Genomic DNA, 26217 nt, shown 5'->3' with positions numbered 1-26217 from the left:
TTTGCCCCACGGCGCCGCGCCGGCACGGCGTCTTGCTTAGAGGTCCTCGTCGTCATCCAGCGCGGTCAGCTGGGCGCCGAGCTCCTGCTCGACATCCGTTGCCGACGGCTTGAGCAGCCGCTCGTCGCTGTCGCGCTGGCGACGGCGCTCGGCGTGGTGCGTCAGCCCGGTACCGGCCGGAATCAAGCGACCCACCACCACGTTTTCCTTCAGGCCGCGCAGGTAGTCGCGCTTGCCGGTCACCGCCGCTTCGGTCAGCACGCGGGTCGTTTCCTGGAACGACGCCGCCGAGATGAACGACTCGGTGGCAAGGCTGGCCTTGGTGATACCCAGCAGCAGACGCTGGTACTTGGCCGGGAACTTGCCATCCTGCTCAAGGCGTGCGTTCTGTTCGAGCACGCGCACCAGCTCGGCCTGGTCGCCGGTGATAAAGTCCGAATCGCCGGCGTCGGTGATTTCCACCTTGCGCAGCATCTGGCGCACGATCACCTCGATGTGCTTGTCGTTGATGCCCACGCCCTGCAGGCGGTAGACGTCCTGCACCTCGGCGGTGATGTACTTGGCCAGCGCCGCCACGCCCAGCAGCCGCAGAATGTCGTGGGGGTTGCTGGGGCCGTCGGAAATCACCTCGCCCTTCTGCACGGTTTCGCCCTCGAACACCGCGATCTGGCGCCACTTGGGAATCAGCATCTCGAACGGATCGCCGTCTTCCGGAGTGATGGTCAGGCGGCGCTTGCCCTTGGTTTCCCGGCCGAAGCTGACCATGCCGGTGATCTCGGCGAGAATCGCCGATTCCTTGGGTTTGCGCGCCTCGAACAGATCGGCCACCCGGGGCAGACCGCCGGTGATGTCCTTGTTGCCCGACGCCTCGACCGGAATGCGGGCAACGACTTCGCCCACGCCGATGTGCGCGCCGTCGTCCACGGAGATCACCGACTTGCCCGGCAGCGGATACTGTACCGGCGTGTTCGAGCCGGAAATTGCCACGTACTCGCCGGCTTCGTCCTTGAGCATGATCATCGGCCGCTTGTCGCGGCCGGACAGGGGCCGCGACGCCGACTCGATCACCTCGATGGAAGACAGCCCGGTCATCTCGTCCACCGTGCGGTGCATGGTGACGCCTTCGTCGAGGTCGACGAACTGCGCCTGGCCTTCCATTTCGGCGACGATGGGGTGGGTGTGCGGATCCCACTTGGCCACGGTGGCGCCGGCGTCGACTTCGTCGCCGTCGCGCACGTCGAGTACGGCGCCGTAAGGCAGCTTGTAGTACTCGCGCTCGCGGCCGTGATCGTCGGCGACGGCCAGGGCGCTGGAGCGCGAGACCACCACCAGCTTGCCGTCGGCGCGCTCCACGTGCTTGATGTTGTGCAGCCGCACGCTGCCGCCGTGCTTGACCTGGACGCTATCGATGGCCGAGGCCCTCGAGGCCGCGCCGCCGATGTGGAAGGTCCGCATGGTCAGCTGGGTACCCGGCTCGCCGATGGACTGGGCAGCGATGACGCCCACCGATTCGCCGACGTTGACCTGATGGCCCCGGGCAAGGTCGCGGCCGTAGCACGCCGAGCACACGCCGTGGTTAGTGTCGCAGGTGATGGTCGAGCGGACGATGATCTCGTCCACGCCCATGGTCTCCAGCGCCGCGCACCAGGCTTCGTCCAGCAGGGTGTTGCGCGGGATCAGCACTTCCTCGGTGCGCGGATCGATCACGTCTTGCGCGACCACGCGGCCCAGCACGCGCTGGGACAGCGGCACGATGATATCGCCCCCTTCGATGATGGGGTGCAGGGTCATGCCGTTTTCGGTGTCGCAGTCGGCTTCGGTAACCACCAGATCCTGAGCCACGTCCACCAGACGACGGGTCAGATAGCCCGAGTTGGCGGTCTTGAGCGCAGTGTCGGCAAGCCCTTTCCGCGCGCCGTGGGTGGAAATGAAGTACTGCAGTACGTTCAGGCCTTCACGGAAGTTGGCGATGATCGGCGTTTCGATGATCGAGCCGTCGGGCTTGGCCATGAGGCCGCGCATGCCCGCCAGCTGGCGGATCTGGGCCGCGCTGCCCCGGGCGCCGGAGTCGGCCATGATGAACACGCTGTTGAACGAGTCCTGCTCGACCTCGTTACCCTCACGGTCAATAACGTTCTCTTTCGAGATACCGGTCATCATCGCCTTGGCCACCTGGTCGTTGGCCCGGGCCCAGATATCGATGACCTTGTTGTACTTCTCGCCGGCGGTGACCAGGCCCGAGGAGAACTGATCCTCGATCTCCTTGACCTCGCCTTCGGCGTCGGCAACGATTTCCGCCTTGGCCGCGGGGATTACGAAGTCGTTGACCCCAATCGAGGCGCCGGACCAGGTCGCCATGCGAAAGCCGGTGTACATTAGCTGGTCGGCAAAGATCACCGTGGGCTTGAGGCCCGCACGGCGGTACACTTCGTTGATCAGTGTCGAGATGGCCTTTTTCTTCATCGGCTGATCGATCAGCTCGAAGGGCACGCCTTCGGGCAGGATGCGGAACAGCAGCGCCCGGCCCACGGTGGTGTCCTCGATCCGCCGGTGGGTGGTTTTCTCGCCGGTCTCTTCGTCGACGTCGACCTCGTCCAGGCGCACCTTGATGCGCGCGTGAAGCGATACCGACTGAGTGCCGAAGGCCCGCTCCACCTCGTTGAGGTCGGTGAAGATCATGCCTTCGCCCTTGGCGTTGATCTTCTCGCGGGTCATGTAGTAAAGCCCCAGCACCACGTCCTGGGACGGCACAATGATCGGCTCGCCGTTGGCCGGCGAGAGCACGTTGTTGGTGGCCATCATCATGGCCCGGGCCTCAAGCTGGGCTTCCAGCGTCAGCGGCACGTGCACGGCCATCTGGTCGCCGTCAAAGTCGGCGTTGTAGGCGGCGCACACCAGCGGGTGTAGCTGGATGGCCTTGCCTTCGATGAGCAGCGGCTCGAACCCCTGGATGCCCAGGCGGTGCAGCGTCGGTGCGCGGTTGAGCAGCACCGGATGCTCGCGGATGACGTCGGCGAGGATGTCCCACACCTCGGCGGTCTCGCGCTCGACCATCTTCTTGGCCGCCTTGATCGTGGAGGCGTAGCCCAGCGACTGCAGCTTGGAATAGATGAACGGCTTGAACAGCTCCAGCGCCATCTTCTTGGGCAGGCCGCACTGGTGCAGGCGCAGGGTCGGGCCCACGGTGATGACCGAGCGGCCGGAATAGTCCACGCGCTTGCCCAGCAGGTTCTGCCGGAAGCGGCCCTGCTTGCCCTTGATCATGTCGGCGAGCGACTTCAGCGGACGCTTGTTGGAGCCGGTGATCGCCCGGCCGCGACGGCCGTTGTCCAAGAGCGCATCTACCGCTTCCTGGAGCATGCGCTTCTCGTTGCGCACGATGATGTCCGGCGCGCTGAGATCCAGCAGGCGCTTGAGGCGGTTGTTGCGGTTGATCACCCGGCGATACAGATCGTTGAGATCCGAGGTGGCAAAGCGGCCGCCGTCCAGCGGTACCAGCGGACGCAGGTCCGGCGGCAGCACCGGCAGCGCCCCCATGACCATCCATTCCGGCGCATTGCCGGAATGGTGGAAAGCCTCCAGCAGCTTCAGGCGCTTGGACAGCTTCTTGATCTTGGTTTCGGAGTTGGTCTGCGGAATCTCTTCGCGCAGCTGGTTGATCTCCTCTTCCAGGTCGATGTCCTTGAGCAGCTCCTGGACGGCCTCGGCGCCCATGCGGGCATCGAAGTCGTCACCGAACTCCTCGAGCGCCTCGAAGTACTGCTCGTCGTTGAGCAGCTGGCCGCGCTCCAGCGTGGTCATGCCCGGATCGATGACCACGAACGACTCGAAGTACAGCACCCGCTCGATGTCGCGCAGGGTCATGTCGAGGAACATGCCGATGCGCGACGGCAGCGATTTCAGAAACCAGATGTGCGCCACCGGCGAGGCCAGCTCGATGTGGCCCATGCGCTCCCGGCGCACGGCGGCCTTGGTCACTTCCACGCCGCACTTTTCGCAGATGATACCGCGGTGCTTCATGCGCTTGTACTTGCCGCACAGGCACTCGTAATCCTTCACCGGGCCAAAAATCTTGGCGCAGAACAGACCATCCCGCTCCGGCTTGAAGGTGCGGTAGTTGATGGTCTCGGGCTTTTTCACCTCACCGAAGGACCAGGAGCGAATCATGTCCGGCGACGCCAGGGTAATCTTGATCGCGTCGAACTCTTCGGACTGTAATTGCGATTTGAGGACTTTCACCAAATCTTTCATTGGGGGCTCCTAGCTCTCTAACTCGATATCGATGCCCAGCGAGCGGATTTCCTTCACCAGCACGTTGAAGGATTCCGGCATGCCTGCCTGCATGGTGTGGTCGCCGTCAACGATATTCTTGTACATCTTGGTGCGCCCTTCGACGTCATCCGACTTGACGGTGAGCATCTCCTGCAGCGTGTAGGCCGCGCCGTAGGCCTCAAGCGCCCACACTTCCATCTCGCCGAAGCGCTGGCCACCGAACTGCGCCTTGCCGCCCAGCGGCTGCTGGGTCACCAGCGAATAGGAACCGGTGGAGCGCGCGTGCATCTTGTCATCAACCAGGTGGTTGAGCTTCAGCACGTACATGTAGCCTACGGTCACCGGGCGATCGAAGGCCTCGCCGGTCCGCCCGTCGTAAAGCGTCAGCTGGCCGGAGTCCGGCACGTCCGCCAGACGCAGCAGGTGCTTGATCTCGGGCTCCTCGGCGCCGTCGAATACCGCCGTGGCCATGGGGACGCCGTCCTTGAGGTTTTTCGCCAGCGCAATGACCTCATCGTCGGTCAGCTGGGACAGATCCTCAACCTTCAGGGTGGACTCGGTGTTGTACACCTGACCCAGAAAGTCGCGGATTTCCGCCACCTGGGTCTCTCGGGCGTCGCGCAGCATGTGGTCGACCTTGATCCCGAGTCCGCGCGCGGCCATGCCCAGGTGGGTTTCCAGGATCTGCCCCACGTTCATCCGCGACGGCACGCCCAGCGGGTTCAACACCACGTCCACCGGCTCGCCCTGCTCGTCGAACGGCATGTCTTCCACCGGCATGATTTCGGAAATCACGCCCTTGTTGCCGTGACGGCCGGCCATCTTGTCGCCCGGCTGAATGCGACGCTTCACCGCCATGTAGATCTTGACGATCTTGAGCACGCCCGGCGCCAGGTCGTCGCCCTGGGTGAGCTTGCGCTTCTTGTCTTCAAAGCGCTCGTCCATTTCCTTGCGCCGATTCTCGAGCTGCTCGTCGGCCTGGGCCAGAAGCTCGTTGTGGGCCTCGTCCTGCATGCGCAGCTTGAACCAGTCCTGACGCGGCAGCGCGTCCAGGTAGGCGTCATCCAGCACGTCGCCCTTCTTGAGCTTCGGACCGCCGTTGACGGTTTGTCCGCTCAGCGTGCGCTTGAGGCGCTCGTAAGTGGCCTCCTCGGCGATGCGGTAGGTTTCCTGGAGATCGCGGCGGACTTCGTCCAGCTGCGTTTCCTCGATGGAGAGCGCCCGGGAGTCCTTCTCCACGCCGTCCCGCGTGAAAACCTGAACGTCGATGACCGTACCGTTCATGCCCGTGGGCGCGCGCAGCGAGGTATCTTTCACATCGGACGCTTTCTCGCCGAAGATGGCGCGCAGCAGCTTTTCTTCCGGCGTCAGCTGGGTCTCGCCCTTGGGCGTGACCTTGCCCACGAGGATATCGCCCGGATCGACTTCGGCACCGATGTAGACCACCCCGGCCTCGTCCAGCTTGGACAGCGCCGACTCGCCGACGTTGGGGATATCCGCGGTAATCTCCTCCGGCCCCAGCTTGGTGTCCCGCGACACGCAGGTCAGCTCCTGGATGTGGATGGTGGTAAAGCGATCTTCCTGGGCCACCCGCTCGGAAATGAGGATGGAGTCCTCGAAGTTGTAGCCGTTCCACGGCATGAACGCCATGCGCATGTTCTGGCCCAGCGCCAGATCGCCCATGTCCACGGAGGGGCCGTCGGCCAGAATATCGCCCACGGCGACGCGGTCGCCGGTTTGCACGATGGGGCGCTGGTTCATGCAGGTATTCTGGTTCGAGCGCACGTACTTGGTCAGGTTGTAGATATCCACGCCGGCTTCGCCGCCGATGATCTCGTCCTCGTTGACCCGTACCACCACCCGGCGGGCGTCGACGGAGTCGATGATGCCGCCGCGGCGCGCCACTTCGCAGACGCCGGAGTCACGGGCGACGAAGCGCTCCATGCCGGTGCCCACCAGCGGCTTGTCGGCGCGCAGGGTCGGCACCGCCTGGCGCTGCATGTTGGCCCCCATCAGGGCGCGGTTGGCGTCGTCGTGCTCGAGGAACGGGATCAGCGCGGCGGCTACCGACACCACCTGGCGCGGCGAGACGTCCATCAGCGTGATCTGCTCGGGGCGCATGAAGGTGGTCTCGCCCTTGTGGCGCGCCTGGACCAGATCGTCATTCAGCCGACCTTTTTCGTCCACTGCGGCCGATGCCTGGGCGATCACGTAGTCGCCTTCCTCGATGGCGGAGAGATGCACCACCTCGTCGGTGACCTGGCAGTCCACGACCTTGCGGTACGGCGTCTCGAGGAAACCGTAGTTGTTGGTGTGGCTGTAGGTGGCCAGCGAGTTGATCAGCCCGATGTTGGGGCCTTCCGGCGTCTCGATCGGGCACAGGCGACCGTAGTGCGTGGCGTGGACGTCGCGCACCTCGAAGCCCGCGCGCTCCCGGGTCAGACCGCCCGGCCCAAGCGCCGAGACCCGGCGCTTGTGGGTCACCTCGGACAGCGGGTTGTTCTGGTCCATGAACTGGGACAGCTGGCTGGAGCCGAAGAACTCCTTCACCGCCGCCGCTACCGGCTTGGCGTTGATCAGATCCTGGGGCATCAGGCCTTCGCTTTCGGCCATGGACAGGCGCTCGCGCACCGCGCGCTCGACGCGCACCAGGCCCACGCGGAACTGGTTTTCGGCCATTTCGCCGACGCAGCGGATGCGGCGGTTGCCCAGGTGATCGATGTCGTCAACGTCGCCGAAGCCGTTACGGATGCTGATCAGCTCGCGCAGTACGCCCAGAATGTCGTCGCGGTCGAGCACGCCGGAGCCGGTATCGGACTCCCGGCGCAGGCGACGGTTGAACTTCATGCGGCCGACGCCCGAGAGGTCGTAGCGGTCCTCGGAAAAGAACAGGTTGTGGAACAGCGTCTCGGCGGCTTCCTTGGTGGGCGGCTCGCCGGGACGCATCATGCGATAGATTTCCACCAGCGCCTCGAGGCGCGAGCCGGTAGTGTCCAGCTTCAGGGTGTCGGAGATGAACGAGCCGCAGTCGAGATCGTTGGTGTAAAGCGTCTCGATCCGGGTAATGCCGCCCTGGCCGATCTGCTCAAGCAGCTCCGGGGTGATTTCGGTGTTGCACGGGCAGATCAGCTCGCCGGTGTTGGCGTCGATCTGATCCTTGGCCAGCACCTTGCCGAACAGGTACTCCATGGGCACTTCCAGACGCTCCATCCCTGCCTTTTCCAGCTGGCGGATGTGCTTCTGAGTCACCCGGCGCCCTTCTTCGACGATGACGTTGCCCTCGCCGTCCTTGATATCGAAGGTGGCGGTCTCGCCGCGCAGGCGAGCGGGCACCAGCTCCACGGAGAAGCCGTGTTTCTCGACATGGAACACGCTGGTGTCAAAGAACTCGTCGAGAATTTCCTCGGTGCTCATCCCCAGCGCACGCAGCAGTACCGACGCCGGCAGCTTGCGGCGACGATCAATGCGCACAAAGACGTTGTCCTTGGGGTCGAACTCGAAGTCGAGCCAGGAGCCGCGGTACGGAATCACCCGAGCGGAATACAAAAGCTTGCCCGAGGAGTGGCTCTTGCCCTTGTCATGGTCGAAGAACACGCCCGGGGAGCGGTGGAGCTGGGAGACGATGACGCGCTCGGTACCGTTGATCACGAAGGTACCGTTCTCGGTCATCAGGGGGATTTCCCCCATGTAGACTTCCTGCTCCTTGATATCCTTGATTGCCTTGTTCGAAGAGTCGCGATCATAGATGATCAAGCGAACCTTCACGCGCAGCGGGGCGGAATAGGTCACGCCGCGCAGCTGACACTCCTTGACATCGAACGCCGGCGTGCCGAAACGGTAGCTGACGTACTCAAGCGCCGCGTTACCGGAGAGGCTCTCGATCGGAAACACGGACTTGAAGGCCGCGTGCAGTCCGACTTCGAAACGCTCGTCGGGCGAACGATCCTGCTGGAGAAAGTCGTAGTAGGAATCCAGCTGGATGGCCAGCAAGTAGGGCACATCCATCACTTGGGGCAGTTTGCCGAAATCCTTGCGGATGCGTTTTTTCTCAGTGTATGAGTAAGCCATCTGTATTCCCCAGCTTGTTCACCATGGGTGGCCGATGCGTGGTCATCTGCCCCGCGGGCGTTTCAGACGCAGACAGCAAGCTCCTTTACGGGTAGCTCGCCGTCAAAAATCTCTATGTCGTTGCGTTTCTCAACGCATCTGCTGCTGTTTTCCTGCCGTGGATGACGTTCCATGCTGCAGGCACAGACCCGAGCTCAGTGCCGGCTACAGGCCAATCAGCGGCGAAACGTCCTATTATGGCAGCATCTCAGCAACAGAAAAAGGCCGGCAGCGGGAGTATCCCGCCGCCAGCCGCGGAAGCTTACGCAGCGCGCAAAGCCGCCGGCATCAAGATCACTTGAGCTCGACGGAGGCGCCAGCGTCTTCCAGCTTGGTCTTCGCTTCTTCTGCGTCTTCCTTGGACATGCCTTCCTTGAGGGTCGCCGGTGCGCCGTCAACGGCACCCTTGGCTTCCTTCAGGCCGAGGCCTGTGATCTCGCGAACGGCCTTGATCACGTTGACCTTCTTGTCGCCGGCGCCGGTCAGCACCAGGTCGAACTCGGTCTGCTCTTCCTCGGCTTCGGCTTCACCGCCGCCAGGTCCGGCGACGACGGCAGCCGCCGCCGTTACGCCAAACTTCTCTTCCATTGCTTCGATCAGCTCGGCGACTTCCATGACGGACATGTCGGCGACGGCGTTGATGATATCGTCTTTGCTCAGTGCCATTGTTTCATTCCTAAACGTTGCGGGAGTCTCGCAAGGGCGAAACCCAAAAGTTTTGCCGGGTTCGTGCCGCCCGGAACATACCCCGGTAGCGCGGCAGAAGAGAGCTTACGCCGCCTCTTCTTTCTGGGTGCGCAGGGCATCCAGAGTACGAACCAGTTTGCCGGCGGAGGCTTCCTTCATCACCGACATCAGCTTGGCAATAGCCTCGTCGTGGGTCGGTAGACTTGCCAGACGGTCAATGTCGGCGGCCGGGATGAACTCGCCTTCGTAGGCCAGCGCCTTGACTTCGAAGCTCGGGGCCGTCTTGGTGAATTCCTTGAACAGACGCGCGGCGGCGCCGGGGTGTTCGTTGGAAAACGCCAGCAGGGTCGGGCCGACAAAAGTCTCGTTCAGACACTCCCACTGAGTGCCTGTCAGGGCGCGGCGTGCCAGGGTGTTGCGCACAACACGGATCTGCACGCCATTCTCGCGAGCCTGCTTGCGCAGGTCGGTCATCTTGTCGACCGACACGCCGCGAGAATCGGCAACAACGACGGAGAGTGCGTCCTTGGCCGCTTCACTGACTTCGGCAACAATCGCTTTCTTGCCTTCAAGTGCTAGTGGCACAGTGATCACTCCTTCGTGCCGGAAGCTTCCGCTTCCGAGTTACCATCTCTCCCCGCCCGCGGGCGGAGAGCCTTGGGATGGTGCTCACCAGAAAGCGCAACGCGATGCCGGGGCTTTCCCACAATCGCTTGACGTCTTACTGACTGGCGGCAACACCATCTACGCAGGCTTTGTCCATTAAGCCGCTCCCCTGCCTGAGCAGGCAGCGGCACCTGCGGTCTTTGACGGTGCACCGCGCCTGGCACGGAGACCGCAAAGTCTTGCTTGAAGCCTGTGACGGCTTTGACTGCTACAACGATGTCCGCGACAGCGCTGCCTTCACGGCAGCGCCTGGCGGGCGCTTAGACCAGCGCCGTGTGGTCGACGGTCAGACCCGGGCCCATGGTCGTGGACAGCGTCATCTTCTTGAAATAGATACCCTTGGACGTGCTCGGCTTGAGCTTTTTCAGATCCGAGATCAGGGCATCAAGGTTGCCCCTGATCGCGTCGGCGTCAAAGTCGACCTTGCCAAGGGTGGTGTGAATGATGCCGTTCTTGTCGGTACGAAAGCGTACCTGGCCGGCCTTGGCGTTCTTGACCGCCGTGGCCACGTCCGGGGTAACCGTGCCGACCTTGGGGTTGGGCATCAGGCCGCGCGGGCCAAGAATCTGACCCAGCTGGCCGACAACGCGCATGGCGTCCGGCGAGGCGATCACCACGTCAAAGTCGAGCTGGCCGTCCTTGACCTGGGCTGCCAGGTCGTCCATGCCGACGATGTCGGCACCGGCGTCCTTCGCCGCCTGCTCGTTGGCGCCCTGGGTAAAGACGGCAACGCGCACGTCCTTGCCGGTGCCGTTGGGCATGACGGTGGCGCCGCGCACGACCTGATCGGATTTGCGCGGGTCAACGCCGAGGTTCACGGCAACGTCCACGGACTCCTTGAAATTGACGGTGGACAGCTCGGCGAGCAGCGCCACTGCCTCGTCAACGGAATAGGCCTTGCTGGAATCGACTTTTTCGCGAATCTGCTGCGCGCGCTTGCTTAGCTTCGCCATGGTTACAGACCCTCCACGTTGAGGCCCATGCTGCGGGCACTACCGGCGATGGTACGCACGGCGGCGTCGAGATCGGCAGCCGTCAGATCCGGCTCCTTGCTCTGGGCAATCTCTTCGAGCTGTTCGCGGGTCACGCTGCCGACCTTGGCCTTGTTCGGCTCGCCGGAGCCTGTCTGCACGCCTGCCGCTTTCTTCAGCAGCACGGCAGCCGGCGGCGTCTTGGTGACGAACGTGAAGCTGCGGTCGGAGTACACGGTAATGACCACGGGCGTGGGCAGACCGGGCTCGATATCCTGGGTCTCGGCGTTGAACGCCTTGCAGAACTCCATGATATTGACGCCGTGCTGACCCAGCGCGGGGCCAACCGGCGGACTCGGGTTGGCTTTGCCTGCAGCGACCTGCAGTTTGATATAAGCCTGTACTTTCTTGGCCATGCTTTACTCCAGATGGGTGATAGCGCCTTGCGGCTCCCCGGTGACAACAGGCCGCGAACACCGCGACCTGCACAACAAAACTGTCTAAACATGCAGCGCTAAACATGCAGCGCTTTAAAAACAGTTTCCTGCAAAACAGGACGCTGCGACTACTCTTTTTCGACCTGGGCAAACTCCAGCTCGACGGGCGTCGCCCGGCCAAATATCAGCACGCTCACCTGCAGGCGGCTCTTTTCGTAGTTGACCTCTTCGACCACGCCGTTGAAGTCGGCGAAGGGACCGTCGATCACGCGCACGGACTGGCCCGGCTCGAACATGGTCTTGGGCCGCGGCTTGTCGGTGCCGTCTTTCACCCGGCGCAGAATAGCTTCCGCCTCGGCGTTGGTGATCGGCGCGGGCTTCTCCTTGGTGCCGCCGATAAAGCCCATGACCCGGGGCGTTTCGTTGACCAGATGCCAGGTCTCGTCGGTCATTTCCATCTCGACCAGCACGTAGCCGGGATAGAACTTGCGCTCGCTCTTGCGGCGCTTGCCGTCACGCATTTCGACGACTTCTTCGGTGGGCACGAGGATCTCGCCAAAAAGATCCTCGACCTGATACAGCTTCACGCGCTCGGCAAGCGAGCGCAGGACATGCTTTTCAAAACCGGAATATGCGTGAACGACGTACCAACGCTTGGACATGAAGACTCCTAACCGATCACGCCGGACATCGCCCAGCTGAGAAGCGTGTCAATTAACCACAGCAACAGGCCAACCACCATGACGGCGACCAGCACGATTGCGGTTGTCTGCACGGTTTCCGGCCGGGTGGGCCAGACAACGCGCTGTATTTCTTTCTTGGACTCGCGCGCCAGAGTGACAAGGCTACGCCCCTTGGTCGTGGTCAGCGCAACGGCGCCGGCAAGCAGGCACAGGGCCACGACGCCCAGCACGCGATACAAAAGACCGATACCGGCAAAATAGGTGTTGGCCACTACCGCCACTGCCAACAGCGCGACTACCGCCGCCCATTTGAGCCCGTCATGACGCGATGACTTCGCCTCGGCGCCATGTTTTACAGAATTAGGCTTCATAAAAACGAGACTCCTCGGGAGTGCGGCAAACGATAAAGGAATTCGGGAAAGGCACGCCAACTTGGGGAAAGCTGGCAGGCCAGGAGGGACTCGAACCCCCAACCTGCGGTTTTGGAGACCGCTGCTCTGCCAATTGAGCCACTGGCCTGTATCGTCACTGCTGCGGCGATCATTGCGATGCCATGCAACAGCGGCCGTCATGTTAGCGAATAATTTTCCGCCTGACAACCTTTGCACCCTCGCATCGCCAAGCACTTCTCGACGATGGAGACAAAAAAAGCGAGCCTGGCTCGCCTTCTCGCAATGTGGAGCTCATGGACGGAATTGAACCGTCGACCTCACCCTTACCAAGGGTGTGCTCTACCCCTGAGCTACATGAGCAAACGTTACATGAACTGGAGCGGGCAGCGGGGATCGAACCCGCATCATCAGCTTGGAAGGCTGAGGTTCTACCATTGAACTATGCCCGCATCAACCGGGCCTGCATCAACCTTGGCCCGCACCGAGCTGCGTGTCGCTTCGCCGCTGTCCTTCACGGCGCCTTGCCGCTGCCCGCTTGGCAACTTGTGGCTGCCAGTCCTGTAAAGCTGGTGGAGGGAGAAGGATTCGAACCTTCGAAGCTTTCGCGGCAGATTTACAGTCTGCTCCCTTTGGCCACTTGGGTATCCCTCCATCACTGGCGGCGCATTCTACCGCCTTCCAGAGCCGTGTCAAGCCGGATTGCTGCTCGTCGGCAGCACCGCTCGGCGACACCCTTCTGCCCCGGAACGCGCTGCATTCTGTCAAAGCAGCATCGAGAATGCAAGGCCCGCGCGGATTTTTTCCAGCGCCGGACTTGCCGGCACGTCAGGCGCCCCGGACATCCGCCCGGCACGCTCGGCCAGCGTCAGCGGAAAGCAGGCCTCGAGTCCGCCGTAGACCATGTCCGGCCATACCGCATGGGGCACGGCCACCCCGCGCGACACCACCCGGGCATCGCCGCCGGTGAGAAGCATCGGCAGCGCCACGCCGTGCTGGTCGCACACTTCGCTGTAAATACGCTGCACGGCGCTGATGGCCGCCACATAAATACCGTGATTGACCGCATCCACGGTGGTGCGCCCCGGGGTCAGCAGGGTGTCCTCTTCACCCTCGGGGTCAATGGCGACGTTGCGGGTACCAAGCCTCAGGCTCTCCTTCATCAGCCGCAGCCCGGGCACGATATAGCCGCCGGCGTGGGCGCCGCCGGGCAGCACAAAGTCCACGGTAATGGCGCTGCCGCAGTCCACCGCGCAGCAGCCGCCGGCCAGCTGGTAGCCGGCAAGCGCGCCGAGCCAGCGATCCACGCCCAGCCGCCAGGGCTCGTCGTAGCCGTTGGTTACCCCCAGCGCCTCCCGAGTGGAGCACCCGACATAAACGCGGGGCACCCGGGTACGCAGCAGCGCCACGGTGTCGTTCAGCACCTCCCGTCGGGCGACGCTTGAGATGCGGACCGCTTCCACCACGTCGAGATCAGGGATGTCCGCCCCCGGGCGCCACTCTTCCCGGGTCCACACCGCCCCGCGAGAGCGGATCTCGCTACTTTCGGTATCCTTCAGCCGCCACTTGGACAGCGTGTTGCCGATATCCAGATCGAGAATCATGGCCGCCCGCGCACGCTGATTTCCCCGCCGGCCAGAGGTCGCTCCGTGCCGTTCTCGCTTACCCAGAGGTTGCCGTTGCTGTCGACCTCGCCGGCCACCGCGATGCTTTGGTCGTTGCCCACCAGCACGTCGACGGAGTGGCCGGCATAGGCATGGCGCCGGTTCCATTCCGCCTGCCAGGCGGCAAAGCCTTCTGTCTCGAAGGTATCCAGCATCTCCAGCAGCCCCGCCACCACCTCAGCGGCCAAAGCGTTGCGATCGACCCCGGGGCAGGCGTCGGCAAGCACCGCCACCGGCTGGCCGATGGCGTCACGCGCGGACTCGGGCAGGAAAAGGTTCATGCCGACGCCGAGCACCACCTCGCAGGGGCCGGCAGCGTCGCCGGTCACCTCCACCAGGATGCCGGCCAGCTTGGCCAGGGCGCCCTCGGGCGTCGCCAGCAAGATATCGTTGGGCCACTTGAGCTGAGGCCGGGCGCCGTAACGCTCGAGCACTCGGGAGACGACGACGCCGATTGCCAGGCTGAGCCCCTCCAGCGCCGCCACGCCGCTGTCAAAGCGCCAGCCTATCGATAGCATCAGGCTCTGCCCCCAGGGGGTCAGCCAGGCGCGTCCGCGCCGGCCGCGGCCGGCGGACTGCTGCTCCACCAGGCAGACCTCACCGTGGCCGGCCCCTTGGGAAAAGCGCTGACGGAGATAGTCGTTGCTCGACGGCAGCGTGTCCTCCACCAGCAGCCGAGCCAGCCGGCGCCGGGCCTCGGCCGGCAGGTGCGAAACGATCCGCGCGCCGTCCAGCGGCGTCAGCGGCTGCGCCAGCTGATACCCGCGCCCCTTGACCGCGCTCACCTCGACGCCGGCAGTCTCAAGCTTTTTCAGCTGTTTCCACACGGCCGCCCGGGAAATCCCCAGCGCCTCACCCAGCTGCTCGCCGGAATGTATCTCGCCGTCGCTCAACAAACGCATCAGATTGCCGATGGTCATGACCCTGCCCTGCCCCGGGAAAACGGCTATCTTACCGGATGCCGCGCAGCGGCGAAAAGCTTAGCGCCGGCCCCGTGCGCGTGCCACCGGCACCGGCACCGGCAAATACAACGCTGGCCGCCGTGCGCCCCCAGCCCCTATAATGCCGGGCCTATATTTTCAAGCAGGATCGCTTCGTGATCGAGAATCTTCGCAACATCGCCATCATCGCCCATGTCGACCACGGCAAGACTACCCTGGTCGACAAGCTCCTGAGCCAGTCCGGCACGCTGGACCGCAAGGCCGCAGGCCAGGATCGGGTGATGGACTCCAGCGACCAGGAAAAAGAGCGCGGCATCACCATTCTGGCCAAGAACACCGCCATCCAGTGGCAGAGTGAAGACGGCACCGACTACCACATCAACATCGTCGACACTCCCGGCCACGCCGACTTCGGCGGCGAGGTCGAGCGCGTCATGTCCATGGTGGATTCGGTACTGCTGCTGGTGGACGCCGTGGACGGCCCCATGCCGCAGACCCGCTTTGTCACCCAGAAGGCGTTTGACCAGGGGCTCAAGCCCATTGTGGTCGTCAACAAGATCGACCGCCCCGGGGCGCGCCCGGACTGGGTCATCGACCAGATATTCGATCTGTTCGACAACCTCGGCGCCAGCGAAGAGCAGCTCGACTTCCCCATTATCTACTGCTCGGCGCTAGACGGCGTCGCCGGCCCGGAGCCGGAAGAGCTGACCGACGACATGACGCCGATGTTCCATGCCATCGTGGATATCGTCGAGCCGCCCAAGGTGGAAGTTGACGGCCCCTTCCAGATGCAGATCTCGGCGCTGGACTACTCGAGCTACGTCGGCGTCATCGGCCTTGGCCGCATCGTGCGCGGCAGCGTCAAGCCCAACCAGCAGATCACCGTGATCAGCAAGGAAGGCCAGGAGCGCCGGGGCAAGATCGGCCAGGTCATGACCCACATGGGCCTTGAGCGGGTGCAGACCGACGAGGCCACCGCCGGCGACATCATCTGCATCACCGGCATCGACAACCTCGCCATCTCCGATACCCTGTGCGACCCGGCCTCCGCCGAGGCGCTGCCCGCGCTGACCGTTGACGAACCCACGGTGTCGATGACCTTTCAGGTCAACGATTCGCCGTTTGCCGGCAAGGACGGCAAGTACATCACCAGCCGCAACATCAAGGACCGCCTGGAGCAGGAGCTGATCCACAACGTGGCGCTGCGCGTGGAAGAAGGCGAGACCCCGGAGAAGTTCACTGTCTCCGGCCGCGGCGAACTGCACCTCTCGGTGCTGCTCGAAGCCATGCGTCGGGAAGGCTTCGAGATCGCCGTGGGCCGCCCCGAAGTCATCATCCGCGAGATCGACGGCGAGCAGCAGGAGCCCTACGAGGAAGTCATCATCGACTGCGAAGAGCAGCACCAGGGCGCCATCATGGAGGAGCTTGGCTATCGCAAGGGCGAGATGACCAACATGCACCCCGACGGCAAGGGCCGCGTGCGGGTGGATTTCATTATCCCCGCCCGTGGGCTCATCGGCTTTCGTGGCCAGTTCATGACGCTGACGTCGGGCACCGGCATCCTCACCAGCCGCTTTGACCACTATGGCCCGCTGCGCCCCGACGCCGCCATCGAGCGGCGCAACGGCGTGCTGGTCTCCATGACCACCGGCAAGGCGCTGGCCTACGCGCTCTATGCCCTGCAGGACCGCGGCAAGCTCATCGTCGAGCACGGCACCGAGGTTTACGAAGGCATGCTGGTCGGCATCAACAACCGCGCCGACGACATGACCGTCAACCCCACCAAGGCCAAGAAGCTCGACAACATGCGCTCCTCCGGCGCCGACGAAAGCCTTGATCTGGTGCCGCCGGTGCGCTTCACCCTGGAGCAGGCCATCGAGTTCCTCGACGACGACGAGCTGGTGGAGATCACCCCCAACCACCTGCGTCTGCGCAAGAAACACCTCACCGAGAACGAGCGCAAGCGCGCCAACAAGGGCAAGTAGGGCACCGCGCTGCGCGAGCCGCCCGCTGTGCATGAACCGGCCCGCCTTTTCGGCGGGCTTTTTTTTACCCGGGCACCGGCACCGAGCGGCTAGGGCTCTTCCTCCTCCATAAGCGCCCGGCGACGGTCCCGCTCGCGCAGCGCGCGCTTGTGCCGGTAAAGCCGCACCGCGGCAATACTCAGCGCGGCGGCCAGCATCAGCAAAAGCGTCACTCCCTGCCACGGCCGGGCACCGTCGCCCAGCACGGTCTCCAGCATGATGATGGCGATGAGCCCCGCCGCCTGGGTGCCGATCGCCAGCGCCCGCAAGGGGTCGTAGGTTGGCCGAGCCATTAGCGCCTCCGATTGTCGCTATCCCATGGTATGGTCGGTCCATTGTACCGCTTGCCGGGCGCTTTACGGACAGTACGCGTCAGCTACCTCTCCCCGAAGGGAGAGGCTTGTGAAAGCAAGCCCGGCTGACCAGGGAAAGCGGTAGTCAACCCGCTACGTTGGTAACAGGTCGCCAAGACCCACCCCGCCGTGCTTCCTCAGCGGCGGGCTCTGGAAGGTCAGGATCATGCTGGCGCAAGGTAAAACGCCGAAGGTCTTGATCGCTGCCGTCAGGCAGGAGCCGGTTATCGACATGCCCGAGGGGAGACGGATCGAACGATCCGCGACACCAGGCCCGTAAGGGCATTAACACAGGAGAAAATCGCATGGCGGTTTTCGTATTGGACAAACAGAAACGGCCCCTGATGCCGTGCAGCGAGAAGCGCGCCCGGTTGTTGCGGGAACGCGGTCGCGCTGTGGTGCATAAGCGCTATCCGTTCACGATCCGGCTCAAGGATCGGGTGGAGGGTGACACCCAGCCGCTGCGACTCGGCATCGACCCCGGCAGCAAGACCACCGGGCTGGCGTTAGTGCGCGAGGATGCCGAGGATCGTCACCTGCTGTGCCTGATCGAGCTTGTCCATCGTGGCTTTCAGATTCGCAAGGCGCTGGAGCAGCGCCGAGCCTTTCGTCGCCGTCAGAACCTGCGCTACCGGGCGCCACGCTTCAACAATGTGGTACCTCGTGCTCACGGTGGCTCGCACCGCGTCAGTAACCTGACGCTGGCCTGCCACGCCTGCAACCAGGGCAAGGGCAACGGCACGCTGGACACTTTCTTCACCACCGACAAGGGGCTCAAGAAGCGACTCAAGGCTAACAACCTGTCGGCGGATGCTCGACAGGAGCGCGTGCAACGTGAGCTCAAGCGCCCGTTGCGGGATGCCAGCGCCGTCAACGCGACCCGTTGGGTGCTGTTCGGTGCTCTCAAGGCCACCGGTCTGCCGGTGACAGCAGGTAGCGGCGGGCGCACCAAGTACAACCGCCAGCGCCTCGGCATTCCCAAGACCCATGCCCTCGACGCCGCCTGCGTCGGCCCAATGGACGCCCTGCACCATTGGCAGGTGCCGACGCTGACGATCAAGGCCACCGGACGCGGCAGCTATCAACGCACCCGATTGACCCGGCACGGTTTCCCGCGTGGCTATCTGATGCGGCAGAAGCAGGTACACGGTTTTCAGACCGGCGACATGGTGAAAGCCATCGTGCCCACCGGCAAGAAGGCCGGCATCCATACGGGCCGTGTCGCTGTGCGTAAAACCGGCCGCTTCAACATTCAGACCGAGCAGGGGGCGGTGCAAGGCATCTCGCACAAGCACTGCTTGCTGATCCAACGCGGTGATGGCTACGGCTACCGCCTCACCTCATCCATTCAACCAAAGGGAGGAGCGGGGCAGACGGTGGCGTAACAGGTCGCCCTGTGGGCGACGCGCTATCCCTCCCGGCACTGAAAGTACCGGGTATCCCGCGCAAAATCTGATGAACGCCGCTGCCCTGGGACCACTGCTGATGCCGTTGCCGCGCCTCTACGCGCTTGCTGCCGCCCTGGCGCTGCTGGCAGGCGGGCTGGGCTATGCGCTGAGACACGCGACGAGTAACGGTCGGTGGCAGGGGCCTTTGCGCGCGGCACTGCTGATACTGAGCGCCGGCGGGCTGGGCCTGACGCTTGCCCCCCTGCTGCTGCCCGCCACCCTTTCCGGCCCGGCGAGGCTACCCGATATCACCCTGGAAGACCTCGACGGCAACGCCGTAGCGCTTGCCGAACTGCCTCGGATCGCCGGCCACAAGCGCAACACGCCGATCCTCGTCCACCTCTGGGCCACTGACTGTCCGCCCTGCCGCCGGGACATGGCGCGGCTGGCCGAGCTCAGCGGGCATGGCGACGTGCGCGTAGCCAGCGTCAACCAGGGAGAAGACCTGCTTCCCGCCGTGCGCTATCTGGACAACCCGGAACCTGGCTCTCCGGCGCTTGCCTTCGCTATCGCCCTGCGCGACCCCCAGCAGCGGCTGATGGCCGCCGTTGGCGCCACGCGGCTGCCGCTGACTCTGCTGCTCGACGCCCGCGGCGAGGTGGTCAAACGCCACCTCGGCGAGCTCGACCGGGCCACTCTGGCCGCCTGGCTCGGCCGCTGACCGATACGCCCCAGGGCGCAAGCCGCACGGCATCTTAATCCCGTCTGCGCTTTGCGTTAGAATCCCTCGCCCTTGAGACGCCGGCGCCTTCCCCACCGACGGCGTTTGTCCCGATTGACCGCATCCTCCGAGGCACCATGAGCGATTTCTCCCCCGGCCAGCGCTGGATCAGCGACGGCGAAGCCGAGCTCGGGCTTGGCACCGTACTCAACTGCGACGCCCGAAGCGTGACCATCCTGTTCAGCGAAAGCCAGGAAACCCGCACCTACAATACCCGCCAGGCACCGCTGACCCGGGTTGCCTTCGGCGCCGGCGATCGCATCACCGCCGCCGACGGCTGGCAGATGACCGTGGACGCCAGCCGCGAACGCCAGGGGCTGATCATCTATCAGGGCACAGACGCCAACGGCGAGCCCTGCGAACTGCCCGAAACCAAGCTCGCCGATGCCATGCGGTTCGATCAGGCCCGGGACCGGGTGCTCACCGGCCAAGTGGACCGCAACGACTGGTTCGACCTGCGCTTTCGCACCCTGCACCACTATCAGCGCACCGAAAAGCACCCGGCGCTGGGCTTTGCCGGCCCGCGCATCGATCTCATCCCCCACCAGCTTTACATCGCCGACGAAGTCGCCCGCCGCCACGCCCCGCGGGTGCTGCTGGCCGACGAGGTGGGGCTGGGCAAGACCATCGAAGCGGGGCTGATCCTGCACCGCCTGCTGCTCACCGGCCGCGCCGAACGCGCGCTGATCCTGGTGCCCGACAGCCTGACCCACCAGTGGCTGGTGGAGCTTCTGCGCCGCTTTGCCCTCGACGTCACCCTGCTCGACGAAAGCCAGAGCAGCGCCCTGGAAGAAGGCATGGGCGAGGGCAACCCTTTCGACAGCGGCCAGCTCATTCTCGCCAGCCAGGACTGGCTGTTCGCCAACCCGGCGCGCCAGCGCCAGGCGCTTGCCGCGCGTTTTGATCTGCTGATCGTCGACGAGGCCCACCACCTGGACTGGAGCGAGGAGGCCAGCGGCCCGGGCTATCAGTGCGTGGAGTCGCTCGCTGCCGACATCGACGCGCTTTTGCTGCTCACCGCCACGCCGGAGCAGATGGGGGTTGCCAGCCACTTTGCCCGGCTGCGTCTGCTCGACCCCGAGCGCTATCACGACCTGGAGCGCTTCCGGGAAGAGGAACGCCACTACGCCGAGGTGGCCGCCGCCATCGACGCGCTGGACAGCGTCGCCGAAAGCGACGACGCCAAAGCGCGAGTCGAAGTGGTGATCGACGATCACGAAAGCCGTGCGCTGCTGGCCGTGCTTGCCAACCCCGAAGCCGGCGCCGAGCAGCAGGACAGCGCCCGGGCGCGGCTGCGCGAGGCGCTGTTGGACCGCCACGGCACCGGCCGGGTGATGTTTCGCAACAGCCGGCGCCACGTCGGCGGCTTTCCCGAGCGCCGCCTGCACACCGCCACCCTGGCGCTGCCGTCGGCCTACCGCCGGGTGCTGCGCCGCCTCGCCCGGGACGAGGACTACCTCGACGAGCTGCTGATCGAAACCGGGCTTGATCACCCGGACGTGCTGATCTACCCCGACGCCATGTATCGGGCGCTCGAAAGCGACCCGCTCAACGCCGAGGACTGGTGGCACATCGACCCGCGGGTCAGCTGGCTTTTGGAGCGTCTGAGCGACGACGGCGAAGACGGCTTTGCCGGCGAGAAAGTGCTGGTCATCGCCCATCACCGGGAAACCGCCGAGGGCCTGGCCGAAGCGCTGCGCGTGCTGGGCGGCTACCACGCCCCGGTATTTCACGAGGACCTTTCGCTGCTCGAACGCGACCGCGCCGCGGCGGCCTTCGCCGACGAGGAAGACGGCTGCCAGGTGCTGGTGTGCTCGGAAATCGGCTCCGAAGGGCGCAACTTCCAGTTCTGCCGCCACCTGGTGATGTTCGACATGCCCCAGCACCCGGATCAGCTGGAGCAGCGCATCGGCCGGCTCGACCGTATCGGCCAGCGCCACGCCATCGAGCTTCACGTGCCGCTGTTCGAGGACAGCCCCGGCGCGCGGCTGATGCGCTGGTACGACGAGGGCATGGACGCCTTCAGCGCCCCTCACGGCGTGGGCAGCGAGCTGTTCGAGACCTTCGGCGATACGCTGGCCGATGCCCTGCTGGACGACGAGGCCCTCGACGACATCATCGGTGACACCCGGGCCATGTTCACCGCCAAACTGGCCGAGCGCGACGCCGGGCGCAACCGCCTGCTGGAGCTCAACGCCTGCCGCCCGGAGCGCGCCGAGCGCATCATCGAGGCCGTACGCGAGCTCGACGACGACCGCGCCCTGCCGCGCTACGTGGACCGCGCGCTGGATATCTTCGGCGTCGACAGCAAGGACCTGGGCAGCGGCCTGATGCACCTCAAGCCCGGCCCCCAGATGCTCGACGGTCTGCCGGGGCTGGCCAAGGGCGAGGACGGCTTTACCGCCACCTACCGGCGCGACCTGGCGCTTGCCCGGGACGACGTCCAGCAGCTTTCCTGGGAGCACCCGCTGCTGCGCGAGATGATGGGCCGCATCGTCGACGGCACCATGGGCAACACCGCCCTGGCGCTGCTCGGCCACGCCGCCATCCCCGGCGGGCGGCTGATGGCCGAGCTGGTGTTTCGCACCCACTGCCCGGCGCCCGGGCACCTCCATCTGAATCGTTTTCTGCCGCCCACGGCGGTGCGAGTGCTGCTCGACGAATCCGGCGCCAATCTTACCGACAAGATCTCCTTTACCGGCCTGGGTAAAAACCTGCAGAAGGTCAACAAGGCGCTGGCCCGGGATTTGATCAAGAACCACCACGACAAGCTGCGCGGCCTGCTGACACAGGGCGAAAGCGAAGCCGAACGCGAGCTTCCCACCATTGTGGAGGCCGCCGAGACCCGCATGCGCGAACAGCTGGGCGGCGAACTCGCTCGCCTCCGGGCGCTCGCGGAGCACAACCCCGCCGTGCGCGACGCCGAGCTTGACGCCCTGGCCGCCGAGCGCGCCGCGCTGAGCGAGGCCATCGAAGCCACCCGCCTGCGCCTGGACGCCGTGCGGGTGATCATCACCGTGGATGCCGAGGGCTAACGCTCGGGAGCGAGAATCGCCTCCAGCGCCCGATCCAGCGTTTTATAGCGGAAGGTAAAGCCCGCCTGCTGCAGACGCTCCGGGCGCATGTCCGCCCCGGTGAGCAAAAGCCGCGACATCTCGCCAAGCCCTGCCTTGAGGACAAAGGCCGGCACCGGCAGCACCGCCGGGCGGTTGAGAGTGCCCGCCAGCGTCCGGGCAAACTCGGCGTTGGTCACCGGATGCGGAGCGCTGGCGTTATACGCGCCGCTGGCCGAGTCATGCTCGAGCAGAAAGATAATGGCCTCGACCAGATCGTCGCGGTGGATCCAGGGCATGAACTGCCGGCCGCTGCCGAAGCGCCCGCCCAGCCCGAACTTGAACGGCGGCAGCATTTTCTCCAGGGTGCCGCCGCCTTCACCCAGCACCAGCCCGATACGCACGATCGCCGTGCGCACCCCGAGCGCCTCGATATCGCCGGCGGCGGCCTCCCAGCGTGCGCACAGCCGGTGGGCAAACTCGTCGTTGGGCGGCGTTTCTTCGGTCACCGCGGTATCGCCCTCGCCGCTTTGTTTCTGGGCACCGTAATAGCCCATGGCCGAGCCCGACACCAGCACCCGGGGCAGCGCCTCGCCGGCCTCACGCAGGGCCTCGCACAGCGCCAGAAGATCGCCGGTGGCGCGCAGGCGCGAATCGACCATCTCGCGCTTCTGCGCCTCGCTCCAGCGCTTGGCGGCAATGGATTCCCCCGCCAGGTTGACCAGCGCCTCCGGCGGTGCGTCGGCAAAGGCCGTTGCCTTCTCGCGCACGTCGCAGCCCTCGGGAAGCACCGCTCGGGCCTTTTCCGGCGAGCGCGATACCACCTGCAGCTCGTATCCCTGGCGCGCCAGGCTTTCGCACAGCCGCCGACCGACAAAACCGCTACCGCCCGTTATCAATACACGCATGACAGGCTCCTTTTTATAGTCGACAAATCGCTCGATACCGTCGCCAAGGGCCCGTTTCTCCAGCTGCGATAGCCCTGGCTTGCCTCCCCTTCAACTGTACTAAATATGTACAGTATAGCTAACCTGTCCATGCTTTTTATTCTTTTCCGCCGCGCACGGCGCGGATGAGAACGCGCGCCGCCAGGCGCCGAGAAGTTATACACGGCGGGACAGCAAAGCTCGGCTGCTAGAGGTACAATGTCCGAACAACGCCGGCCTCGGCCGCGCTCAGGCAACCCCCTGCGGGTTGTGCTCGGGGCCCAAAAGTTGTACAACGACAGCGTGTATAAGACACGCCGAAGAAACGGCGCGTGCCGCGGCAGACGCCGGCAGCACCATCACCCAGGCATCCAAGAGGCACAGGCGGCCATGAGCAATCAGGCGACCCATCCACCCGATACTCCGCTGTACCCCATCCGGGAGGTCTCTCGGCTGACGGGGGTGAACTCGGTCACCCTGCGCGCCTGGGAGCGCCGCTACGGCCTGATCCGGCCCCAGCGCACGCCCAAGGGTCACCGCCTCTACGCCCAGGACGATATCACCCGCATCGAGCGCATTCTGCAGTGGCTCAATCGCGGCGTGCCGGTCAGCCAAGTGGCCGATCTGATCAACCAGCCGGAAGCCGTGGAAACGCCCGCCCCCACCAGCGACGACTGGGACAGCCAGCGCCGGCAGCTGATCACTCTGGTCGAGGCGCTGAACACCCAGCGGCTGGAGATCCTCTACCACCAGAGCCTGGCGCTCTACCCGCTGGGCACCGCGATCAGCGAGCTCTGGCAGCCGGTGATCAACGCGCTCGAGGCGCGCTGGCAGGAGGCGCCGGACGCCGCCGCCCGCCGCGCGTTCGAAGCCCTGCTGCGCAGCCAGGTCGGCATCCGCCTGCACTACGCCAACCAGGCCACCCGGGGGCCGCTGGTGCTGCTCACGCCGCGCCCGGGTGAGCCCGGGCCGCTGTGGGTGCTGCTGGCCGCGCTGCTGGCCAGCGAACAGGGCTATCGCGTGCAGCTGTTCGACCAGGGGCTGCCGCTGGACGCCCTGCCCCGCGCGGTATCGCGGCTGCACGCCTCCATGGTGCTGTTTGCCGGCGGCCGCCTCCCCGCCGCTGCCCTGACGCTGCCGGATAGCGCCTCGCCGAACGTGCCGGTGGGCCTGTGCGGGCCGGCTCCCGAGGAACCCCATGACGAGCGTATCCACCAGCTGGGGGACGACCTGCCCCGAGCCGTGGCAAAGCTGCGCCCGCTGCTGCGCGAATCCGGGGTGTTATAAACCCGTCAGCTCTGCGCTCACATAATCCCCCGGAGGTTGACATGGCTCTGCAGCTGGTTTGGTTCCGCAGCGATTTACGCCTCAACGACAACCGCGCCCTGGCCGCCGCGGCGGCCAGAGGGCCGGTGCTTGCCGTGTTTCTGCACAGCCCGGCCCAGTGGCAGGCCCACGGCCACGGCGCCAACAAGATCGATTTCTGGCGACGCGGCGTGGCCGCACTCGCCGAGGCGCTCGGCGAACTGAATATCCCTCTGCTCCAGCGCGGCATAGCCGATTTTGACGCTGCCCCGCGGACGCTGCTTGCGCTTGCCCGTGAGCACCACGCCGAGACGCTGCATTTCAACCGCGAGTACCCGCTCAACGAGCGTCGCCGGGATGCCGCCGTCCAGGCCGCCTTCAGCGCCGCGGGGCTTGGCTCCCACGGCCACCACGACGCCGTGGCCTTTGCCCCGGGTGAGCTGCTTACCGGCAAGGGCGACTACTACGGCGTCTTCACCCCCTTTGCCAAGGCATGGCACCGCCATATCACCGCCGAGCGCCTGGCACTTGCCGACGCACCGCCCGCCCAGACGCTGCCCGGCATCCCCAGCGAGCCGCTGCCGGCGCTGGACGCCGCGCTGGCCGACGAGGCCATTGTCGGCCACCAGTGGCCCGCCGGGGAAGCCGCCGCCGACCGCCTGGGCCACTTTCTGCGCTATCGCAGCCGGCACTACCTTGAGCAGCGGGATTTTCCCGGCGTGCACGGCACCAGCGAACTCTCGCCCTATCTGGCGCTGGGGATGATCTCGTACCGCCAGTGCCTGAACGCCGTCATGGCGGAAAACGACGGCCAGCTCAACGAAGGCGACGCCGGGCTTGCCGCCTGGGTCAACGAGCTGGTCTGGCGCGAGTTCTATCAGCACGTGGCGGCGGGCTTTCCCCGGGTGTGCCGCTATCAGCCGTTCAAACAAGGCACTCTGGCCCTTGAGTGGCGCGACGACGATGAAGGCTTCGCCGCCTGGTGCGAAGGCCGTACCGGCTACCCGCTGGTGGACGCCGGCATGCGCCAGCTGGTTGCTACCGGCTGGATGCACAACCGCCTGCGCATGGTCACGGCGATGTTTCTGGCCAAGCATCTGCTCATCGACTGGCGACGCGGCGAGGCGTTCTTTCTGCGCCACCTGGTCGACGGCGAGTTCGCCGCCAACAACGGCGGCTGGCAGTGGGCGGCCTCCACCGGCACCGACGCCGTGCCCTACTTTCGCCTCTTCAACCCCACCACCCAGTCCACCCGCTTCGACCCGGACGCCGAGTTCATCGCCCACTGGGTCCCCGAGCTAGCCCCGCTTCCCCCCCGGGCGCGCCACAACCCGCCCGCTGCCGAGCGCGGCAGGCTCGGCTATCCCAGGCCCATCGTCGAGCACAAAGCCGCCCGCCAGCGAGCGCTTGCCGCCTTCAAGGCGCTGGGCTGACCCACGCGGGCAGGCCTGCGGCCTGTGGGTATCCGGATCATTGCGAGCGCAGCGAAGCAATCTCAGCGCTATGCATGCGGCACACAAGGAGATCGCCGCGTCGCTTCGCTCCGCGCGATGACGCCTTATCTCAACAC

The 26217-nt window shown here is 65.1% G+C and carries 19 protein-coding genes and 4 tRNA genes; 6 read left to right on the top strand and 17 right to left on the bottom strand.

Annotated features, from left to right (window positions below; all coding sequences use genetic code 11):
* Nucleotides 1-36: 36 nt before the first annotated feature.
* From rpoC to P1P91_RS02155, 14 genes are all read right to left on the bottom strand, one after another.
* Entirely contained in the window at nucleotides 37-4251 is a 4215-nt protein-coding gene (rpoC, locus tag P1P91_RS02220; RefSeq protein WP_311884216.1) for a DNA-directed RNA polymerase subunit beta', read from the bottom strand.
* A gap of 9 nt (nucleotides 4252-4260) precedes the next feature.
* A complete protein-coding gene (gene rpoB, locus P1P91_RS02215; protein WP_311884215.1) occupies nucleotides 4261-8340 on the bottom strand; it encodes a DNA-directed RNA polymerase subunit beta in 4080 nt (1359 codons plus the stop codon).
* A gap of 333 nt (nucleotides 8341-8673) precedes the next feature.
* Nucleotides 8674-9045: a 50S ribosomal protein L7/L12 gene (rplL, locus tag P1P91_RS02210; protein ID WP_311884214.1), complete on the bottom strand. Its 372-nt coding sequence runs from the start codon at nucleotides 9043-9045 to the stop codon at nucleotides 8674-8676.
* 105 nt (nucleotides 9046-9150) lie between these two features.
* A complete protein-coding gene (gene rplJ, locus P1P91_RS02205) occupies nucleotides 9151-9651 on the bottom strand; it encodes a 50S ribosomal protein L10 (protein ID WP_311884212.1) in 501 nt (166 codons plus the stop codon).
* Between the two features lie 341 nt (nucleotides 9652-9992).
* On the bottom strand, nucleotides 9993-10685 hold the full coding sequence (gene rplA, locus P1P91_RS02200) for a 50S ribosomal protein L1 (protein ID WP_311884210.1): 693 nt from the start codon (nucleotides 10683-10685) through the stop codon (nucleotides 9993-9995).
* A 2-nt stretch (nucleotides 10686-10687) separates the two neighbouring features.
* Entirely contained in the window at nucleotides 10688-11119 is a 432-nt protein-coding gene (gene rplK / locus P1P91_RS02195; RefSeq protein ID WP_311884209.1) for a 50S ribosomal protein L11, read from the bottom strand.
* A gap of 149 nt (nucleotides 11120-11268) precedes the next feature.
* Nucleotides 11269-11802 (bottom strand): transcription termination/antitermination protein NusG, encoded by a 534-nt coding sequence (gene nusG, locus P1P91_RS02190; RefSeq protein ID WP_311884208.1) that lies wholly within the window; start codon nucleotides 11800-11802, stop codon nucleotides 11269-11271.
* An 8-nt stretch (nucleotides 11803-11810) separates the two neighbouring features.
* On the bottom strand, nucleotides 11811-12194 hold the full coding sequence (gene secE, locus P1P91_RS02185; protein ID WP_311884207.1) for a preprotein translocase subunit SecE: 384 nt from the start codon (nucleotides 12192-12194) through the stop codon (nucleotides 11811-11813).
* A gap of 72 nt (nucleotides 12195-12266) precedes the next feature.
* Nucleotides 12267-12342 (bottom strand) — tRNA-Trp (locus P1P91_RS02180).
* A 158-nt stretch (nucleotides 12343-12500) separates the two neighbouring features.
* A tRNA-Thr gene (locus P1P91_RS02175) sits at nucleotides 12501-12575 on the bottom strand.
* 15 nt (nucleotides 12576-12590) lie between these two features.
* A tRNA-Gly gene (locus P1P91_RS02170) sits at nucleotides 12591-12664 on the bottom strand.
* Between the two features lie 118 nt (nucleotides 12665-12782).
* A tRNA-Tyr gene (locus P1P91_RS02165) sits at nucleotides 12783-12866 on the bottom strand.
* A gap of 110 nt (nucleotides 12867-12976) precedes the next feature.
* The gene (locus tag P1P91_RS02160) at nucleotides 12977-13816 is read right to left on the bottom strand and encodes a type III pantothenate kinase (RefSeq protein ID WP_311884205.1); all 840 of its coding nucleotides are present in this window, start codon (nucleotides 13814-13816) and stop codon (nucleotides 12977-12979) included.
* The gene (locus P1P91_RS02155; protein WP_311884203.1) at nucleotides 13813-14796 is read right to left on the bottom strand and encodes a biotin--[acetyl-CoA-carboxylase] ligase; all 984 of its coding nucleotides are present in this window, start codon (nucleotides 14794-14796) and stop codon (nucleotides 13813-13815) included. The genes P1P91_RS02160 and P1P91_RS02155 overlap by 4 nt, the downstream gene beginning before the upstream one ends.
* Before the next feature lie 176 nt (nucleotides 14797-14972).
* Here P1P91_RS02155 and typA point away from each other — a divergent pair, with 176 nt between their 5' ends.
* Complete coding sequence (gene typA / locus P1P91_RS02150) at nucleotides 14973-16802, top strand: translational GTPase TypA (RefSeq protein ID WP_311884202.1); 1830 nt, start codon at nucleotides 14973-14975, stop codon at nucleotides 16800-16802.
* Between the two features lie 89 nt (nucleotides 16803-16891).
* Here typA and P1P91_RS02145 read toward each other — a convergent pair whose 3' ends face one another.
* Both P1P91_RS02145 and P1P91_RS02140 read right to left on the bottom strand, forming a co-directional pair.
* Nucleotides 16892-17134 carry a hypothetical protein gene (locus tag P1P91_RS02145; protein WP_311884201.1) on the bottom strand — a complete coding sequence of 81 codons (243 nt, stop codon included), beginning with the start codon at nucleotides 17132-17134 and terminating at the stop codon, nucleotides 16892-16894.
* A 153-nt stretch (nucleotides 17135-17287) separates the two neighbouring features.
* The gene (locus P1P91_RS02140) at nucleotides 17288-17428 is read right to left on the bottom strand and encodes a hypothetical protein (RefSeq protein ID WP_311884200.1); all 141 of its coding nucleotides are present in this window, start codon (nucleotides 17426-17428) and stop codon (nucleotides 17288-17290) included.
* A gap of 71 nt (nucleotides 17429-17499) precedes the next feature.
* Between P1P91_RS02140 and P1P91_RS02135 the strand changes: the two genes are divergently transcribed.
* The 3 genes from P1P91_RS02135 to rapA all read left to right on the top strand — a co-directional run bounded on the left by P1P91_RS02135 (nucleotide 17500) and on the right by rapA (nucleotide 22398).
* A complete protein-coding gene (locus P1P91_RS02135; RefSeq protein ID WP_311884198.1) occupies nucleotides 17500-18579 on the top strand; it encodes an RRXRR domain-containing protein in 1080 nt (359 codons plus the stop codon).
* A 70-nt stretch (nucleotides 18580-18649) separates the two neighbouring features.
* On the top strand, nucleotides 18650-19303 hold the full coding sequence (locus tag P1P91_RS02130; protein ID WP_311884197.1) for a TlpA family protein disulfide reductase: 654 nt from the start codon (nucleotides 18650-18652) through the stop codon (nucleotides 19301-19303).
* 137 nt (nucleotides 19304-19440) lie between these two features.
* Nucleotides 19441-22398, top strand: a complete 2958-nt coding sequence (rapA, locus tag P1P91_RS02125) for an RNA polymerase-associated protein RapA (protein WP_311884196.1) — start codon at nucleotides 19441-19443, stop codon at nucleotides 22396-22398.
* Here rapA and P1P91_RS02120 read toward each other — a convergent pair.
* Nucleotides 22395-23324, bottom strand: coding sequence for a TIGR01777 family oxidoreductase (locus P1P91_RS02120; RefSeq protein ID WP_311884195.1), 930 nt, complete (start codon nucleotides 23322-23324; stop codon nucleotides 22395-22397). The two genes, rapA and P1P91_RS02120, sit on opposite strands and share 4 nt — an antisense overlap.
* A gap of 408 nt (nucleotides 23325-23732) precedes the next feature.
* On the opposite strand from P1P91_RS02120, the gene P1P91_RS02115 reads away from it, so the two are divergent.
* The gene (locus tag P1P91_RS02115) at nucleotides 23733-24629 is read left to right on the top strand and encodes a MerR family transcriptional regulator (protein ID WP_311884193.1); all 897 of its coding nucleotides are present in this window, start codon (nucleotides 23733-23735) and stop codon (nucleotides 24627-24629) included.
* A gap of 41 nt (nucleotides 24630-24670) precedes the next feature.
* Nucleotides 24671-26080, top strand: a complete 1410-nt coding sequence (gene phrB / locus P1P91_RS02110; RefSeq protein ID WP_311884192.1) for a deoxyribodipyrimidine photo-lyase — start codon at nucleotides 24671-24673, stop codon at nucleotides 26078-26080.
* Nucleotides 26081-26217 lie beyond the last annotated feature (137 nt).

Origin of the sequence: Halomonas piscis, from assembly GCF_031886125.1 — a bacterium.
GTDB classification, from domain to species: Bacteria; Pseudomonadota; Gammaproteobacteria; order Pseudomonadales; family Halomonadaceae; genus Vreelandella; species Vreelandella piscis.
Note: the sequence above shows the minus strand (reverse complement) of the source record. Positions and strands in the feature narration are given on the sequence as shown.

Bases quoted from the DNA above. Each gene is read 5' to 3' on its own strand.
- rpoC (WP_311884216.1), bottom strand. From the start codon at position 4,251: ATGAAAGATTTGGTGAAAGTCCTCAAATCGCAATTACAGTCCGAAGAG.
- rpoB (WP_311884215.1), bottom strand. From the start codon at position 8,340: ATGGCTTACTCATACACTGAGAAAAAACGCATCCGCAAGGATTTCGGC.
- rplL (WP_311884214.1), bottom strand. From the start codon at position 9,045: ATGGCACTGAGCAAAGACGATATCATCAACGCCGTCGCCGACATGTCC.
- rplA (WP_311884210.1), bottom strand. From the start codon at position 10,685: ATGGCGAAGCTAAGCAAGCGCGCGCAGCAGATTCGCGAAAAAGTCGAT.
- rplK (WP_311884209.1), bottom strand. From the start codon at position 11,119: ATGGCCAAGAAAGTACAGGCTTATATCAAACTGCAGGTCGCTGCAGGC.
- nusG (WP_311884208.1), bottom strand. From the start codon at position 11,802: ATGTCCAAGCGTTGGTACGTCGTTCACGCATATTCCGGTTTTGAAAAG.
- secE (WP_311884207.1), bottom strand. From the start codon at position 12,194: ATGAAGCCTAATTCTGTAAAACATGGCGCCGAGGCGAAGTCATCGCGT.
- P1P91_RS02160 (WP_311884205.1), bottom strand. From the start codon at position 13,816: ATGATTCTCGATCTGGATATCGGCAACACGCTGTCCAAGTGGCGGCTG.
- P1P91_RS02155 (WP_311884203.1), bottom strand. From the start codon at position 14,796: ATGACCATCGGCAATCTGATGCGTTTGTTGAGCGACGGCGAGATACAT.
- P1P91_RS02145 (WP_311884201.1), bottom strand. From the start codon at position 17,134: ATGGCTCGGCCAACCTACGACCCCTTGCGGGCGCTGGCGATCGGCACC.
- P1P91_RS02140 (WP_311884200.1), bottom strand. From the start codon at position 17,428: ATGTCGATAACCGGCTCCTGCCTGACGGCAGCGATCAAGACCTTCGGC.
- P1P91_RS02135 (WP_311884198.1), top strand. From the start codon at position 17,500: ATGGCGGTTTTCGTATTGGACAAACAGAAACGGCCCCTGATGCCGTGC.
- P1P91_RS02130 (WP_311884197.1), top strand. From the start codon at position 18,650: ATGAACGCCGCTGCCCTGGGACCACTGCTGATGCCGTTGCCGCGCCTC.
- rapA (WP_311884196.1), top strand. From the start codon at position 19,441: ATGAGCGATTTCTCCCCCGGCCAGCGCTGGATCAGCGACGGCGAAGCC.
- P1P91_RS02120 (WP_311884195.1), bottom strand. From the start codon at position 23,324: ATGCGTGTATTGATAACGGGCGGTAGCGGTTTTGTCGGTCGGCGGCTG.
- P1P91_RS02115 (WP_311884193.1), top strand. From the start codon at position 23,733: ATGAGCAATCAGGCGACCCATCCACCCGATACTCCGCTGTACCCCATC.
- phrB (WP_311884192.1), top strand. From the start codon at position 24,671: ATGGCTCTGCAGCTGGTTTGGTTCCGCAGCGATTTACGCCTCAACGAC.